The following is a 16,652-nucleotide window of genomic DNA, read 5'->3' as shown; positions in this document are numbered from 1 at the left end:
TTGCGTTGAGGCGCGCCTAACATATATCAAACCTCCAACGCACTAGATTGCACCTCGAATTTTGGCAGAAATAAGTGGAGATAGCCCGAGCCAGACTAAGCCAAAAAACATCAAGCCCCCTTGGCGCACATTGTAGTCAGCAGCAATCTGCGCCCACGAATAACCTAAAACAACCCGTCCTAAAACAAGTTCAAACGCAAGCGTCAGCGCTACCCATAGCACGCCAACGCCCAGCAATTGGAAAACCCGCACAGCACGGAGCCAGCGGATGAAAAGAGTGGCGATCGCCAGAACGACAAACGCCCCCGTGACAAACGAAATTCGATACGCCCAAACATCGCCCAAAGATGGCGTCAACCATACGTTCCGAATCGTCCCATTCAGGCTCTCGACAGCGATAAACACGAGCCAAACCGCAATACTTCTGAGCAACAGCATGATTTCCCCTCAAACAATTCACCAAAATCGAGACTTTCGATGCCAGCGGACGGGAGATGAAACAACTCTAGTTCCCCACTATTTTGTGTGAAGAGATTGAGGCAGAGAGCGTCTGCCGTTAAGGGACGCAGCAATTAAGAAATTGCGAAGCCAATCATCGTGATATCGAAAGCCATTGAGTTGCTCAAAGGGACAAAGACATCCTGTTTGCTGCTGTGTTTTACGACAAAAGGGATGAAAGTTCCATAATAAAGCTATTGCTCTACCTGTCTGGACTGCGGCAGGCCAAGTTCCATGGAAATATTGCATCGAAAACAGGCAACGGTCAAGATAGTTCATCGGGCGGTCAACCGCATTACTCGTTCGGCTCGCTCCTGGAAAATCATAGGCTCTCTGAAATAGGGCAGACTTGTCCTTGAGCCGCTTGAGCCTTTGGTGAATCGAGTCTCGCAGGGGTTGCTTTTTAGCCCATTCGAGCAATCGTCTCAGCCGTTGGGCAAATTTCCCCTTGTTCGCGCCATGATACACATGCCACAGTTTTTCGCGCAGACTCTGCCAGAGGGCAGCTTGGGAACGACACAAGTCTCGCACCTTGATGACTTCATGCAAAAAGCACAGAATCCAGACAATCCCAGGAAATAGACTCTGCCAAGCACTCCGGGTCGCATCCCAGCCATCGAGCGTGACGGTTTGAGGCCTATAGTCGGGCAGATGATGGGCGACCTCCGCCTGAAAGACACCATAACCCGCCTTAAGCGCCTCGTGTCCGGCACTTTTGCACAACTCACTGCCGAAAATACAGCCTTTGGCGGCAGTGACAGCCAGATAGGCTTTCTCCCCTCGGTACCGTGTATGCTTCTCGTCTGCGCTTAGATGGGGGGGCACACCGCCGCGTCCTTCACCGTTGCTCCGACGATCGAGACCCGTCCTAGGGAGCGGCACAACTGATACCAATGCATCTCGGTTTTACCGAGCACATAGGCGATGCCATCATAGGACAGTCCGTGTTTGCGCAAATATAATGCTTTGGCTGCGATCTCTGCGCGCTCACTCATGTAAGGCATCACGAAGTCTGGACGAATTTGATAGGCTTCGTGATGGCTGGGAAGGTAGATGCGTCGGGTCTTTATTCCTTGCCGGGATGACTCCACCAGTCCATGGAACCGATACCCTTGCTCTATGCCTTCTGGAAACAATTCTGGGTGCTGGGCAATTTCTGCGTTGAGGTATGCTCGATAGGCTTCTCGGTCTTCGACCAGCTCACTGTAGTTCGTACCCTCTTTAATCGGCAGGCAGATTGTTTTATCTCCGGCTTTGCCTCGCGTCTTTCTTGGGGGCATGGTCTCTGACCTCCGACAACTCTTTCTATGATCCTATCTCCTTTCACACAAACTTGTTTGGAACCAGAAACAACTGCGTTTCGAACTGTGCCCCAAACGGCGTTCTTGGCAGCAACCGCTCTCACTTACAACTCCCGTCGATCGCAGAAGTCGCGCTAGAGTCTGCAAAGTATGCCTCCAACTCTTCGCAGACTTCAGCATCGGTTGTTTGGGTGAAGTTTTCGTACCAAAAGCCGATGGCATCCAGCGGATCCGGGGTCATGACACACGCGACTTCATCGGCAATGTCGCCCATCCGCTGACAAATGTCCGGCGCTGCCACCGGGACAGCCACGACAATCCGATGGGGCTGCTGTGCTTTAAGTGCGGCGATCGCGGCCCGCATGGTCGAACCCGTTGCCAGTCCGTCATCGACGAGAATGACGGTACGATCGCGCGCGTTTGGTGGCGGGCGACCGCCGCGATAGGCGCGATCGCGGCGGTCCAATTCCTTCAGTTCGCGAGCTGCGACGCTATCAACGATCGCGTCAGGTATTTTGAGCCAGTTCAGGACCTCGTCGTTCAACACCCGCACCCCGCCCGAAGCAATCGCTCCCATGGCCAGCTCTTTATGCCCCGGCACTCCCAGTTTGCGAACCAGGCAGATATCCATCGGGACGTGCAGCGCCTTGGCCACTTCCGCCGCAACGGGCACCCCACCCCGAGGCAACCCAATGACCAGCACATCAGGACGATTGGCATAGGTTGAAAGTTTGGCGGCCAAACGCTGACCGGCCTCCCTGCGATCGCGAAATCGTGCAGTCACTGTTCTCGCCTCCTGATTCAGGGTATTCGGGCAAATTTCGTCCCATTAAAATCTCCCATTGAGATCGAGAACTGATTTTGCTCGATAATCTTCACGACTCGTGTTGTCCTGCAGACGTTCCCCCCGCTCGAGCCTCCAGATCGAGCTAAATACAGACCTCCTATCGCGCAAATGGAACGCGCTTTACTTGTAAATACCGAGGTTTTAGCGATCCTCTCCTTCAATAAGGGCTTTTTCGACTGCGGTGACGGTGAAGCAGTCCAGATTGGCTTGCAGCGTCTCTTTCTGGCGATCGCTCAGGCCCGGAATGTCGAGAACTGGGGTTTTCAATGGGCGAGGGAAATGCCGTAGGGGCAGATCGCGATCTGCCCCTACGATCGGCGTAGGTCAATCACTATCGACCACATCGGCATCTATGACATCTTCTCCGCCTGAAGCGGCTGCGCTCCCCGCATGGGCATACACGGCATTACCCGCTTGCATCATGGTTTGCTTCAAGTCATTGCTCAGGGATTCGATCCGGGCGACGTTGTCTTGGTCCATCGCTTTGCGAAGTTCCCCGATCAGTCCTTCCGCCCGATTCCGCTCTGCGGTCGGAACCTTACCCCCTAACTCCTTGAGTTGTTTTTCGGTTTGATAAATCAGCGCATCTGCCATATTCTTGGCGTCGATTTGTTCGCGGCGCTTGCGATCGGCAGCAGCATTGCGTTCGGCTTCTTGCACCATTCGTTCCACATCCTGTTTCCCTAAGGTCGAAGCCCCAGTAATCGTAATCGACTGCTGTTTGCCCGTGGCGCGATCTTTTGCCGACACCGAGAGGATACCATTGGCATCGATATCGAAGGTCACCTCGATTTGCGGCACCCCTCTGGGCGCGGGCGCTATGCCGCCGAAGCGGAACATGCCCAAGCTTTTGTTGTCGCTTGCCATCTCCCGTTCGCCTTGGAGTACGTGGACTTCAACGCTGGTCTGTCCATCGGCTGGGGTCGTAAAAATCTCGGATTTCTGTACGGGAATGGTGGTGTTGCGCTCAATAAGCCGCGTCATGACGCCCCCAAGGGTTTCTACTCCTAGAGAAAGCGGCGTCACATCTAACAACAGCAGCGATTTCACCTCTCCCCCCAGAACCCCTGCTTGGATGGCCGCACCCACTGCAACCACTTCGTCTGGATTGACGCCCTGACAAGGATCCTTCCCGGTTAACTTGCGAACCAATTGTTGCACTGCCGGAATTCGCGTCGATCCGCCGACCAAGATGACTTCATCGAGCTGGGCGCGGTCAACTTTAGCATCTTTGAGCGCTTGCTCTAGAGGGATCCGGCAGCGATCGAACAGATTGGCGCACATGGCTTCGAATTGCGATCGCGAAAGGGTCATTTCCAAATGTTTGGGGCCCTGGGCAGTCACGGCAATAAAGGGAAGATTAATAGCGGTTTCTGTCGCACTGGAGAGGTCGATTTTGGCTTTTTCAGCGGCTTCGGTAAGGCGTTGGAGGGCCTGTTTGTCTTTGCGCAAGTCAATACCTTCATTCCGCTGAAATTCGGTCGTGAGCCAATCTACAATTTTTTTGTCGAAGTCGTCGCCGCCCAAGTGGGTGTCGCCGCTGGTGGATTTGACCTCGAATACCCCCTCGCCAACTTCCAGAATCGATACATCGAATGTCCCGCCCCCCAAGTCAAACACCAAGATCGTTTCGTTAATTTTTTTGTCGAGGCCATAGGCCAGCGCTGCGGCAGTCGGTTCGTTGATGATGCGGAGCACCTCAAGACCTGCAATTTTGCCAGCATCTTTGGTAGCGTGACGCTGAGCGTCATTGAAGTAAGCCGGAACCGTGATAATGGCCTGGGTGACCGTTTCTCCCAGGTATTTGCTGGCATCGTCCGCGAGTTTGCGAATCACTTGGGCAGAAATTTCTTCCGGCGCGAACTGTTTCTTGAGGACGGGACAATCCAGCTTGACATTCCCATTGCTATCTTTGAGCACCTTATAGGTAACTTGCTTAGACTCCTCTGTAACTTCGTTATACTTGCGTCCGATGAACCGTTTCACCGAATAAAACGTATTTTCGGGGTTCATGACGGCCTGCCGTTTAGCAATTTGGCCAACCAAGTGCTCCCCCTCTTTGGTTTGGGCTGCAACCGAAGGGGTTGTCCGACCGCCTTCTGCATTGGCGATGACCAGCGGTTTTCCGCCTTCCATTACTGCCACGCAGGAGTTTGTTGTGCCTAAATCGATTCCAACAACTTTTGCCATGGGAGTTCTCTCTTTTCGCTGCTATGTTCGCCTTCCTTGACGGATATGGCCGTGGGAAAGAAATTAAGATTGAGCTGTCTTTATCCTTAAGGTAGACCCATAAATTGAGAAACCTGTGAGGATATCAGGTTGGGTTTTATTTTTTAAAGCGCAACAACCGCTTCGGAGATCGTAAAGTGACACAATCACAGGTTCCTCAAATTTTTTGCCTAGGATAGAGCGAGCGCGCAATGGAGAATGCACTCATGAAAGAGATCGTAACTTTGAAGTCAAAAAAGGAGATCGAACCCTCGTTCTGCGAGATGCAAATGGATTTCCGGCATGGAACGGCTGGCATAGGCGACCGAGTAAGACAGCCAAATAGTTGTAGCAAGCCACTCTAGGGAAATAGTCTTGATGTCCCTTCCAAATACCGACCCCAATCGTCAACGCGATCACCAGGCCAATGAGCGCACCTTCCTCGCTTGGCTACGGACAGCACTGGCTCTGATTGCATTCGGGTTTGCGATCGCCCGTTTTGGCCTCTTCACCCGACAGATTCATCTTGCGATGACCAATCGCCCCCCCATTATTCATCCTGTCCTGAATTCGGAAAATCTAGGAACGGGTTTAGCACTATCGGGCCTTTTGACAATGATGCTTGCAGTCTGGAAGTTTAATCAAGCCTTTCGTCAAATCGAACAGAAAAACTATCGACCTAGCCGTTGGCCGATGTGGTTCATGACAGGCTTAGTCATGGCCCTCGGCATCATGAGTCTTCCCCTTGTGCTCTGGCGCGAAGACAGTCCGACACGAACCCAGCCGAATCTCCGCAGACCGATAGATTGATGGAGCGAAATCATTCAGATTGAAGGAGCATTGCGATGTTATTCCGACCATTATTCGACCAAGATACCTGGACTTACACCTATCTGATCGCAGATGAGTTTACACAAGAAGCAGTCCTGGTAGATCCGGTTCTAGAGCAAGTCGAGCGCGACCTAAAGCTTATGAATGAACTCGGATTGACGCTCAAGTTCTGTTTAGAAACCCATATTCACGCCGACCATATTACCGGGACGGGGAAATTGCACGATCTCACGGGTTGCGAAAGTGCCGTCCCGGAAAACGCTCACGCAACTTGCGCCAACCGATTTCTCAAGGATAGAGAAGTTTTGCAAGTGGGCGGTATCGAGATTGAGGCGATCGCCACGCCAGGTCATACGGACAGTCACTACGCCTATCTGGTTAACTCGGATCGGGTCCTGACGGGAGACGCACTGCTCATTCGAGGCTGCGGACGCACGGATTTCCAAAGCGGCGATGCGGGGACTCTGTACGACTCCGTGACCCAACGTTTATTTATCCTCCCTGACGAAACCCTGGTGTATCCGGCCCATGACTATCGCGGACATTCCGTATCGACGATTGGCGAAGAAAAACGATGGAACCCTAGATTTGCCGGACGCACGCGGGCAGGATTTATCGAATTGATGGGCAAATTAAACCTCCCGGATCCGAAGAAAATGATGGAGGCAGTACCTGCGAATGAACTCTGCGGTAAAGTCCTGGCGACGGCCTTGCGCTAAATAAATGAGATCGCATCTCCGTACTCTAAGCAAGAGGTGAATATGGCTGAATTCAACTGGGTAACGGCCTTGTCGGGCGGCATTCTCATCGGCATGTTTTATTTGTGATAGCCATGATTCTGGGTTCGCTAAACTATCGATGGTATTCATCAAGGCAATAAATGATTTTTCTAAAGATCGCGTCTTCGACGTTGTTTTGCATCAAAAGATCGTTTGTCGCTCTCGCCACAATTTGTGGTAGTTTCGTTCTTGCATCCACTGGAAAGAAACCAGATTGAGCACAAGCCCGATCGTGAATAACATCGCCATTAAGGCAACCTGATACCAGGCGATCGGCTTCACTAGTAAATCCGCAACGGTGTGGAAAAAATTCATCGCCGAGTAAAAAATTGTGATACCAAAGTGAAGTGACCGATAGCATTTCGAGTCATCGAAGAGCGTTGCAACCATCGCAATCATAGGTACGGCAAAAAATCCCAGCATCGACCACAGAATCCAGGCGATATTGTCCGTTTCGCGAGCGCCGTGAATTGCAACGGCTTGGTTGTGAAACAGTGGCATTAAGCCAAGTTGAGTGTGAAATAGGGTTCCCAACAAAAAGATTGCCCACAGTGTAATGATTTTCTCTTGATACTTAGCTGTCATAGTTATCCTGCCGTTATCTATTAGAACTCTTGCATGAATCCTCGAAGCCCTCCAAATGAATATTTCCTGCGGAAACGCTCCACTAACGGGGCTACAAGAATAAAGTCTGCCTAAGCCTGAAGGCTGGCTTCGCTTGCGCAGACTAAATCTGCATTTCTCTTACGTCCGTGCTTGCGAAGCAGCCGTAAGGCTTAGGCGGACATCGTTTTTGTGGCCGCGATTTTAATCGCTAAGATATTCACGCAAGAGGTCTATTGCTCAGAGATTTTCTTTGCTATGCAAATCCATACTATTTAGCTAGGCTAGACAAACAAGTTGAGGAATTTGTGAAGATCGAGATGTTAAAGCTTGTACCCAATTTGTCGCAACAATTCCTGACGTATCTTCACATCGTCTGCACTCTTTATGCCTTCGGCGCAAAACCGTCAACTTCGTCCAAAATTCCTCGGTTATGTTCTAGATTTGTTGAATTGGAATTAAACCGCACAATAAAACTCGAAGCGATTGATGAATAATCCATCACAGCATCATGCATCCCAATGAATTTAGAAAAACGATTAGCAAGAGTTTTCACGTTCGCAGAGAGCAGTAAAGTGGCAAGGGTAGCATCCTGCAAGCCTCAGCAACGTAACGATTGCACGGACTGTAGCAACTGCTGCCGTTACCGCGGGCAAATAGGACAATCCCTTGCGCACCTTGAGGGAGCGCGAGCGTCCCCTCTAACTGCACCGAACCAGCCGGGATTGAAACAAGCCGTTCTTGAACGTTCTGTTTGGAAATACTGTTCGTGACGCTACCCTCCCGCGCTTCAATGACTGCTTTTTGGCCATTGAGGCTTTTGGCCTACGACGCACGATGTTTTTCTGTAACAACTTGCAGACTTCTTCATCCGTCGTTTGCGTAAAATTTTCGTACCAAAGGCCGATCGCACAGAGCGGATCTTGGGTCGTAAAACAAGCGATCTCGTCTACTTCTCCTCGGATTGCATCGCAAGTATCCGGTGCTCCCACTGGAACCGCCACCACCATCCATTGCGGAGATTGTTGGCGGATTGCGGCGATCGCAGCCCGCATCGTCGAACCTGTAGCCAAACCGTCATCGACGAGAATGACGATACGATCGCGCAGATCCGTGGCGGGCGATCGCCGCGATAGACGCGATCGCCCAAGGGTTTGACAGTAGAAACTTGAAGCGTAATAGTTGCTATATGCAATGCTCCCGCTCAAGCTTTGACAAGGGTATGCAATCCCTTTATTTTTTCCCGGCAAGGTTTATCCATGCCTTATCCAAGGCAGATTTCGCTCGATGACCCGCACGACTGATACTGTGCTGTAGGCTTTCCCATTGATGGTGGAGAAAGTCCGTTGCCTCTTGCAAAGCGTGGCGGTCATGATGGCCAGAGGTTGCCAGTTCGTCGCTCACAGCCTTGATTTTGACGCGGACGACCTCCGGTTTATCCTGGGGCGAGATCGGGTTGTGGAGGCGATCGCCCATCGTACGGACCAAGTCTTGCACTTGGCGAGATTTTTCGCTCAAGAACCCTTTTAACCCCTCCGATTCGCTTTTGAGGCGATCTTCGCTGCCTTCTCTTACGATGATGGCTTCGGCAACAACGGCTTCGACATCTTCAGGGAAGAGTACGGCTCGGCCTCCAAAGGGAGCGGCAATGTCCCCCGCCAGGATGTAAGCGGAGATTTCTCCGGTATGCCAATCGAATAGAAAATCTTCCACCCAGCCGAGGGGAAGCCCTAGAGAAGACTGAACGGGGAGCCGATACGAGCACCGCAGATTCTCTGACGGCTCGATCGCGAGCCGATGAAAGACAGATACCGCATCGCCCCCCACCCCAGAAACTTGAGCGAGAGAAAGATATCCTTCTTTCCCAGACAAGTAGGTAACATGCCCCGAACTATCCGACCAAACTTCTTCCAGGTAGTCCAACCGATCGGCGGTTGTACTATCTACGATCCGCGACCCAACAATTTGACTGCGACGAATAATATTGAGCATAAACGACCTCCGCTCTGACGAGCAGAACGTACTTTACTTGTAAATGCCGGGATTGTAGCGATCCTCTCCTTCGACGAGGGCTTTTTCGACCGCAGTGACGGTGAAGTGGTCCAGATTGGCTTGCAGCGTCTCTTTCTGGCGATCGCTCAGTCCCGGAATATCGAGCACATCTTCAACTTTTACGTAGGGCGCGTTTTTGATAATCGCCCGAGCCAGGTTAGGGTAGAGACCCGGATATTGCGTAAAGGTTTGAATGTTGCTGTTGTTTAGATCGAGCTTTTGTCCAAACTCGCTCCCCAATTTCTCATCTACAACATTTCCCAGGGGCGTTTCTACCGCCAGGATGCGGGTGGACTGGGGCAGTGTCAAATCCATTGCCGTAACGGGTTGAACCCAAATTAAAACCCACACGCAAATCGTACCCATGAGTCCCAGAAAGTTTGCCAAACGTTTTACCAACATTTCAAAACCCTCCTTCTTCAAACCAAAAATCTACGATCTCAGGACAGTGCTAATTACTTTCTGTCGATTGATTTTCCACATCGGATTCGCAGGTTTGCCGCCAACAACGTTCTAAAAACGCAACGGGATTTTGCTCCCAGCAACGTTCCAAGGACTTCATCCTATGGCAATGCCAAAATTTAAATGGATTCAAAACCGTACTTTCTCTAAAGAGCGGTTGATTGAGGTATTTCCATAGCGGAAATCCAACTTTTGTTCCAGGAGGCGGCATTAAATTGTTCATTTTCGCATCTTCTCCAGGGTGGGGCTAAAGGTTTTTAATGCATGAAGGTAACAGTCCCATAAGCGCGCAAGGTCTTACGCTCCTACAGCACGCTGATTTCAAGCACCATCGATCTGCATCGCCATCTCGGCATCAATGATATCTTTGCCACCTGAAGCGGCTGCGCTCCCTGGATGGACATAGACGGCGTTACCCCCCTGCATCGTGTAATCCGCGAGAATTCTCTCTGCACAAAAGCAGGGTCCTACTTTTGGAGGATAGGGCAACAATTTGAGGATGTTGTGAGCTTGCAGATAAAGTCAGTTTGGGGCTTGAGGCCACAGGTTGACATCTATCCAGGGGGCAATCCGAGAAAAGACATACGATCGCCTTATATCTCTCAGAACTTTAATGTCGCGGTACGATATATCCCTGAGCAAGTAGAGAGTGCTTAAGCTTGAAGCTGCTACATTCTAAATGTTCGTCCCCAAATCGCGGGCATGCCCTATTGCTGGGGCTTAGCTGCCTTCTGAGCCTTAGCCCAGTCGCGACCCACCCGAACGGTCAGATCGGAGCGCAAATTGCCCGTAGAATCCGACACGATTTCGCCGTTGCCTATCGACTGTTGGAGCTTTTCAGCGGCTTCCAAATTTCCCCATTGCGGCACGACCTGAGTTTGCGCTAAAGGTTCGGGCCAATCTTCATCGATAGAAATATTTGTATATCCAGCCTGCTGGAGAACATCTGCCATGCGTTGGCCTCCTTGAGGATCCTCAGAGGCATTTTGGACGACAACCCTGAGGTCGGCGGGGTTGTCCGTCTCTGTCGTGGGTTCGTCTATAGAAGAAATCGTGGGATCGACGACAGGCTCTGTCTCAAAGTAGGTTTTCATGACCCGGCTCATCGCAGACGGATCCATTAACCAGTAGCTCAGCTCGAATTCGTCAGGAGCGCTGAATCGTCCCGGCAGCATGACCATGTGAAACTGACTGTGCTGGGTTTGCACTCCAAACTGCACCAACGCCAGCATCTCGCCTAAACTCATGTTGCTGTCGATATGTTTTTGCAGCACTGAAAAAATTTGAGGGAGCCGCGCGAGCATGAGCGGATTCTGGAATTTTTTCTGAAGCGCCTTCAGCAGCATCTGCTGTCGTTGAGTGCGCCCGATATCGCCTAAATCGTCGTGGCGAAAGCGAACAAAGCCCTGAGCCTGCTCGCCATTTAAGGTTTGAAGTCCCGGCTTCAGGTCGATATGAAGCTTCTGAGTGAAGTCATCGTACTTCATGCGTCTCGGCACGAAGACCTCAATTCCCCCCATCACATCGACGAGCTCGACAAAAGCAAGCGTGCTGACCCGAAGATAGCGATCGACCGGAACGTCGTTTAGGGTTTTGCTGACTACTTCAGAGGCCAGTTCGGCTCCGCCTTTCCAGTTTGCAGCATTGATTTTTTCAGTGCCCAGGCCCGGAATTTCGACCTTAGTGTCTCGCGGGATGGTGAGTACATTGGCTTTATTGGTGTCTGGATCGAGCCGCACTAACAGCATGGTGTCGCTGCGGCTGCTCAGCATATCGCTGGGGCCTTTAGCGCCTTTTGGAGCTTCCTCGGTGTCTAAACCTTGGTCGATGCCCATGACCAAAATATTGACCGGACGGGAAATACCGTACTGGAATCCATTTTTAAATAAGTCTTCAAAGCCAACTGCTTTTTCTCCAGTCTGCTGCGTTAGGTTAACCGGCATGAGCAGAGCGATGGTTGCACCCAAGCTGGCGGAAACTGCAATTACTCCCGCAAAAACGAGTGTCCAACGGAGGGATCGCAGCGGCGTTCTTTGCGGCTGAGATGCGGCGATCGCCACTGCCCGCCCCTTCGATCCAGACGTAACGATGCGCTTGCCAGGATTCTGAGAGGACGAATTGGGTTGCCGTCCGGCTGCTGAATTGACGCCTCTTACCACAATGACTCCACTTACCGCATATTGGGATGAGTTGGGGATGAATGTACTGCTTTACCAGTTATTTGCAAAGCAACGCTATGATTCTACACAATTCGACTGTTTCTACAAGTCCTTTTACCTAAAAACACTTGAGCTAAGTCATCTCTATGCAAGCTGTTATCATCGCTGGTGGCAAAGGAACCCGGTTAGCCCCGCTGACCCATCGCAGCCCCAAACCTATGTTGCCCCTTTTAGACCGTCCTTTTCTCACCTGGATGGTAGATCGTTGCAGGGAGGCGGGTGTAACCGATATTTTAATGAACGTTCAGTACCAAGCAGCCCAAATTCAAGACTACTTTAGGGATGGCTCTGATTTTGGCGTGCAGATCCGCTACATCTTAGAGACTACTCCTTTAGACACAGCAGGCTCCATGAAGCTAGCGGAGCCGTACTACAGTGGCGATCCTTTAATCGTCTTCAACGCCGATATTCTGACCGATTTAGACCTCAAGGCCCTGATTCGCTCTCACCTTGAAACCCAAGCGGATGCGACTTTAACGCTGGCACGGGTCGAGGACCCTACCGCCTTTGGTCTCGTGGAGCTGATCGACCCACCCGATCGAGCGGGAACTTGGTCGGCTCAGGCAAAACCCATCAAGGCATTCCGAGAGAAACCGACTGCTGAAGAAGCCGCTCAGCTTGGAATCGATACCATCAATGCTGGCACCTATATTTTACAACCCGAGCTGTTTCGAGACTATCCTGCCGATCGGCCCCTGAGTTTTGAGCGAAAGGTGTTTCCAGATCTGCTGGCCCAAAATAAGCGGGTGACAGGGTTTATTTGGGAGGGGTACTGGATGGATCTGGGCACCCCTGCCAAATACATTCAGGGTCAGCTCGATATGTTGACGGGTCAGATGCCCTGCGCTCTGGTGAAGGAAGCGATCGAGGTCAAGCCTTCCGCGTGGGTTGCCAATTCCGCCCAAGTCGATGACCGAGCGCAGCTGGAAGGACCGTGCTTTATCGGTGCGGGGACATTTTTGGGACCAAAGGCCCATATCGCCGCTGGCACGATCGTGGGAGCGCAGTCGCTGATCGACTGCCCCTTGGCACCGGGCTGTTATGCCCCTGGAACCTTAGCCGTTTAGCGATGGCCGGGCGGGGATGCGGACAGATCCTTGCGATTCTTCGATCTTAGCCGCTGCAAAGCGCTAAGATCGTCGATAGCCATGCCCTAACGGGAGAATATTTCCGCTAGATGACCGTTTCTCCGCCCACCCCAAACGTTCTACCGCCAGAGCCAGTTCAATCTCTCACCTTTAGCGATCGCCTCACCAGCGCTCTGAATCGCCTTCAGATTCCCTCCGAATCGCTCATTTTGGTAGCGGCCTTTTTGATCGGGGGGACCACAGGGTTGGCGATCGCCCTGTTCCGCTTTTTGACCCGAAGCATTGAAGATCTGAGTTTCGAAACCCTGATGGGCGTGGTTTCTCCCCTAGGGCCTTGGACGCTGGCGTTGATTCCGGCGATCGGCGGTCTGATGGTGGGGCTGCTGCGGTGGCAGTTGCCAGAGTTTTTCGGCCAGGGTTGGAGTTCCCTGCTGAGCGATAGCCGCGAGCAGCCGATTTCGCCCTTGCGTCCCGTCCTCAAGCTATTGGGAGCAGCCCTTTCTTTGGGGACTGGAGCCTCCCTCGGACCGGAAGGCCCCAGCGTAGAAATTGGGGCTACTGTAGGCGTCCTGCTCGGCCAGGGGTTTCAAGTCGCGAAAGAACGCTACCGCCTGTTGTTGGGAGCAGGGGCAGCAGCAGGCTTGGCAGCGGGGTTTAACGCCCCCATTGCAGGCGTCTTTTTTGCCCTAGAAGTCGTATTGGGTCAGGCATTTACGACCCAAGGCGCTAGCTTGATCCTGCTTTCCGCCGTCGTTTCGTCTTTGATCGCGCGGGCGGTGTTCGGCGTGCAGGCAGAGTTCGACCTACCGACCTACCAGGTCCTGAGTAATTGGGAGTGGCTGTGTTACCTGGGGTTGGGCATCCTGGCCAGCGGCGTATCCCTCGCCTACACCCAAGCCATTCGCTGTTGCGAACAGCTTTTTCAAGGGGAATGGTCTGCAGTCGCTTGGGTTGGCCGTCTTCCACCTCTCCTCAAGCCCGCCCTTGGCGGCGCAATCGTGGGGCTAATTGCCTTGGTCGTGCCCCAAATTTTGGGGATTGGCTACAGTACATTGGAAGTGATTCTAAAAGGTGGGGCTTTCCCTTTAAGCGTGCTGCTGATTATGCTGCCCGTGAAGTTATTGGCGACGGCCTTGAGTCTCGGCAGCGGTCTCGTGGGCGGCATTTTTGCCCCAGCGATGTTTCTAGGAGCTTGCTTGGGCGCAATTTACGGTCAGGTCCTCAATACGTTTTTGCCTCCGGTCATTGCCGATGCGATCGCCTCTCCTGCGGCCTATGCGATGGTGGGCATGGCGGCGGTGCTCGGCAGCAGCGCCCGCGCGCCGCTGACGGCAATTTTGCTCCTGTTCGAACTAACGCGAAACTATCTAATTATCTTGCCCTTGATGGCCGCAGTGGGCGTGAGCGTTTGGATTGTAGAGCGAATGAATGCGATGCCCGCAGTTCATGCCTTGGCGCTCCCGCAAATGGGGGTTAACGTGCGCCAAATCGACGACCGAGACTGGCTTCAGCAGGTGACGGTAGCAGAGGTGATGGGGACGGACTACGCCGCCTTGATCGAAACTATGCCGGTGACGGATGCGGGTCGGGCAATGGTCAAGGCAAAACGCTCTACGGTCTTGGTGTGGGATGCCGCGCAACAACTCATGGGAATTGTCTCTTTAGCGGATATCAGACGCCATTTGCTCCCCGCAAGTTCGCTGGTCGATCGGAGTTTAGTCCCCCCTCAAACCCTCAAGGACATTTGCACGAAAGAAATCCTGTGCGCTTACCCGGACGAGTTGGTGAGAAAGGCCACAGAACGAATGGTTGCCCGAGGTCTCCAGTTGTTACCCGTTGTGGATGCGGCCAATCCCCGTAAAGTTTTGGGTGTCCTAGAACAGCAACAGGTCGATATTGCCGCAGATTCGGCCAGCACTCAAGCAGCGCTCGATGCTTATGAGGCGATGGCAGCAGATATGCCCGTTCGTTCCTGAGGCTTGAGTTTCTGCTGAGATGGGTATCTCCTAACGTTCGGGCTTAGGAACTATCGCGATGCCCATCTATAATTGACGAAGACCGATCCGTTGTTTCAAAGAGCGTCTGGCTGCGAATGTCCACCGAACTACAAACTGAAATTGCCGAGGCCGTCGAGCATCGCCGCAATTTTGCCATCATCTCCCACCCGGATGCCGGAAAGACGACACTGACGGAAAAGCTGCTGCTATACGGGGGAGCCATTCACGAGGCAGGAGCCGTGAAAGCGCGGCGCGCTCAGCGCCACGCCACCTCTGACTGGATGGCCATGGAGCAGCAACGGGGAATCTCCATCACCTCGACGGTGCTGCAATTTATCTACGGCGATGCCCAGATCAATCTCCTAGATACCCCCGGACACCAAGACTTTAGCGAAGATACCTATCGCACCCTCGCGGCTGCGGACAATGCCGTCATGCTCATCGACGCGGCCAAGGGGCTAGAGCCTCAGACTCGCAAGCTGTTCGAAGTGTGCCAGATGCGATCGCTCCCCATCTTCACCTTTGTCAATAAGCTCGATCGCCCCGGTCGCGAGCCGATCGAGCTCTTGGACGAAATCGAACGGGAGTTGGGGCTGCAAACCTATGCAGTCAACTGGCCGATTGGAACGGGCGATCGCTTTAAGGGTATTTTCGACCGACGCAAACAGCAGATCCACCTGTTCGAGCGCAGCCAACACGGCAGAAAAGAAGCCCGCAACACCATTATCGAACTGGGCGATCCGAATATCGAAACGCTGCTAGAGCCAGATCTGTACCACCAACTGAAAGACGAGCTAGAACTCCTATCGGAGGCGGGTTCGGCCCTCGACCTCGACCTCGTGCGCCGGGGCAAAATGACGCCCATCTTTTTTGGGAGCGCCATGACCAACTTTGGCGTAGAGCTATTTCTAGATGCGTTTTTAGACTACGCCATGAAACCCGGTCCCTACAGCAGCACCCTGGGATTCATCGAGCCCACCCACGAAGACTTTACGGGGTTTGTCTTTAAGCTCCAGGCCAACATGGACCCCAAACATCGCGATCGCGTGGCCTTCGTGCGCGTCTGTACTGGAAAGTTTGAAAAAGACATGACCGTCCAGCACGCGCGCACGGGCAAAAGCATCCGTTTGTCTCGCCCTCAAAAGCTCTTTGCCCAAGGGCGCGAATCCATCGAAGAGGCCTATCCAGGCGACGTGATCGGGCTGAACAACCCCGGCATGTTTGCGATTGGCGATACGATTTTCTGCGGCAAGAAACTAGAGTATGCAGGCATCCCTTGCTTTTCGCCAGAGTTGTTTGCCTACCTCAAAAACCCAAACCCTTCTAAATTCAAGCAGTTCCAAAAGGGCGTCTCGGAATTGCAAGAAGAAGGTGCAATCCAGATTATGTATTCTGTGGACGAGTCCAAGCGCGACCCGATTTTAGCCGCAGTGGGGCAGCTTCAATTTGAGGTGATTCAGTTCCGGCTGCAAAACGAGTACGGTGTCGAAACCGCGTTGGAACTCCTGCCCTATACCGCAGCCCGCTGGGTGAGCGGCGGTTGGGAAATCCTAGACAAAGCGGGCCGGATTTTTAATGCCGCCACCGTTAAAGATAGCTGGGGACGCCCCGTTTTGCTGTTTCGCAACGAGTGGAACGTGCAGCAGCTCATGACAGATCTCCCTGACTTGAACCTGAGTCGGATCGCCCCAGTTGTCTCGGGAACCGAGCCCAAGACGCAATCCTAAAAATCTGCGCAAAAGCAAAAAACCGTTTACAATTAGCTCA

The 16,652-nt window shown here is 52.7% G+C and carries 16 protein-coding genes; 5 read left to right on the top strand and 11 right to left on the bottom strand.

The annotated features are described in order from the left end of the window. Positions 1–42 precede the first annotated feature (42 nt). The 6 genes from R6H26_RS09010 to dnaK all read right to left on the bottom strand — a co-directional run bounded on the left by R6H26_RS09010 (position 43) and on the right by dnaK (position 4,836). The gene (locus tag R6H26_RS09010; protein ID WP_404790125.1) at positions 43–438 is read right to left on the bottom strand and encodes a hypothetical protein; all 396 of its coding nucleotides are present in this window, start codon (positions 436–438) and stop codon (positions 43–45) included. Between the two features lie 78 nt (positions 439–516). Continuing rightward, complete coding sequence (locus tag R6H26_RS09005; protein WP_404783135.1) at positions 517–1,323, bottom strand: hypothetical protein; 807 nt, start codon at positions 1,321–1,323, stop codon at positions 517–519. Beyond that, positions 1,308–1,778, bottom strand: a complete 471-nt coding sequence (locus R6H26_RS09000) for a hypothetical protein (protein ID WP_404783134.1) — start codon at positions 1,776–1,778, stop codon at positions 1,308–1,310. The genes R6H26_RS09005 and R6H26_RS09000 overlap by 16 nt, the downstream gene beginning before the upstream one ends. 121 nt (positions 1,779–1,899) lie before the next feature. After that, positions 1,900–2,583, bottom strand: a complete 684-nt coding sequence (locus tag R6H26_RS08995) for a phosphoribosyltransferase (protein WP_404790124.1) — start codon at positions 2,581–2,583, stop codon at positions 1,900–1,902. A 204-nt stretch (positions 2,584–2,787) separates the two neighbouring features. Further along, positions 2,788–2,913: a hypothetical protein gene (locus R6H26_RS08990; protein WP_404790123.1), complete on the bottom strand. Its 126-nt coding sequence runs from the start codon at positions 2,911–2,913 to the stop codon at positions 2,788–2,790. Between the two features lie 57 nt (positions 2,914–2,970). Further along, the gene (gene dnaK, locus R6H26_RS08985; protein WP_404790122.1) at positions 2,971–4,836 is read right to left on the bottom strand and encodes a molecular chaperone DnaK; all 1,866 of its coding nucleotides are present in this window, start codon (positions 4,834–4,836) and stop codon (positions 2,971–2,973) included. A 396-nt stretch (positions 4,837–5,232) separates the two neighbouring features. Here dnaK and R6H26_RS08980 point away from each other — a divergent pair, with 396 nt between their 5' ends. Beyond that, the gene (locus R6H26_RS08980; protein WP_404791262.1) at positions 5,233–5,664 is read left to right on the top strand and encodes a YidH family protein; all 432 of its coding nucleotides are present in this window, start codon (positions 5,233–5,235) and stop codon (positions 5,662–5,664) included. A gap of 35 nt (positions 5,665–5,699) precedes the next feature. Continuing rightward, positions 5,700–6,404, top strand: a complete 705-nt coding sequence (locus tag R6H26_RS08975) for an MBL fold metallo-hydrolase (protein WP_404790121.1) — start codon at positions 5,700–5,702, stop codon at positions 6,402–6,404. A 201-nt stretch (positions 6,405–6,605) separates the two neighbouring features. On the opposite strand, the gene R6H26_RS08970 is transcribed toward R6H26_RS08975, so the two are convergent. From R6H26_RS08970 to R6H26_RS08950, 5 genes are all read right to left on the bottom strand, one after another. Beyond that, positions 6,606–7,049, bottom strand: a complete 444-nt coding sequence (locus tag R6H26_RS08970) for a hypothetical protein (protein WP_404790120.1) — start codon at positions 7,047–7,049, stop codon at positions 6,606–6,608. 719 nt (positions 7,050–7,768) lie between these two features. Then, positions 7,769–8,275: a phosphoribosyltransferase gene (locus tag R6H26_RS08965; RefSeq protein WP_404790119.1), complete on the bottom strand. Its 507-nt coding sequence runs from the start codon at positions 8,273–8,275 to the stop codon at positions 7,769–7,771. A gap of 25 nt (positions 8,276–8,300) precedes the next feature. Then, positions 8,301–9,059: a photosystem reaction center subunit H gene (locus R6H26_RS08960; RefSeq protein ID WP_404790118.1), complete on the bottom strand. Its 759-nt coding sequence runs from the start codon at positions 9,057–9,059 to the stop codon at positions 8,301–8,303. Positions 9,060–9,092: 33 nt separating this feature from the next. Beyond that, positions 9,093–9,521 carry a photosystem II complex extrinsic protein PsbU gene (gene psbU / locus R6H26_RS08955; protein WP_404790117.1) on the bottom strand — a complete coding sequence of 143 codons (429 nt, stop codon included), beginning with the start codon at positions 9,519–9,521 and terminating at the stop codon, positions 9,093–9,095. Positions 9,522–10,288: 767 nt separating this feature from the next. After that, on the bottom strand, positions 10,289–11,740 hold the full coding sequence (locus tag R6H26_RS08950) for an LCP family protein (RefSeq protein ID WP_404790116.1): 1,452 nt from the start codon (positions 11,738–11,740) through the stop codon (positions 10,289–10,291). A gap of 146 nt (positions 11,741–11,886) precedes the next feature. Here R6H26_RS08950 and R6H26_RS08945 point away from each other — a divergent pair, with 146 nt between their 5' ends. The 3 genes from R6H26_RS08945 (at position 11,887) to prfC (ending at position 16,612) form a co-directional block, all read left to right on the top strand. Continuing rightward, positions 11,887–12,867 carry a sugar phosphate nucleotidyltransferase gene (locus R6H26_RS08945; RefSeq protein WP_404790115.1) on the top strand — a complete coding sequence of 327 codons (981 nt, stop codon included), beginning with the start codon at positions 11,887–11,889 and terminating at the stop codon, positions 12,865–12,867. Positions 12,868–12,977: 110 nt separating this feature from the next. Then, a complete protein-coding gene (locus R6H26_RS08940) occupies positions 12,978–14,864 on the top strand; it encodes a chloride channel protein (RefSeq protein WP_404790114.1) in 1,887 nt (628 codons plus the stop codon). A gap of 116 nt (positions 14,865–14,980) precedes the next feature. Further along, positions 14,981–16,612 carry a peptide chain release factor 3 gene (gene prfC, locus R6H26_RS08935; protein WP_404790113.1) on the top strand — a complete coding sequence of 544 codons (1,632 nt, stop codon included), beginning with the start codon at positions 14,981–14,983 and terminating at the stop codon, positions 16,610–16,612. The last annotated feature ends 40 nt before the right edge of the window (positions 16,613–16,652 follow it).

It is taken from the genome of Altericista sp. CCNU0014 (assembly GCF_044923475.1).
Taxonomy (GTDB): domain Bacteria; phylum Cyanobacteriota; class Cyanobacteriia; order Thermosynechococcales; family Thermosynechococcaceae; genus JAAURS01.
Note: the sequence above shows the minus strand (reverse complement) of the source record. Positions and strands in the feature narration are given on the sequence as shown.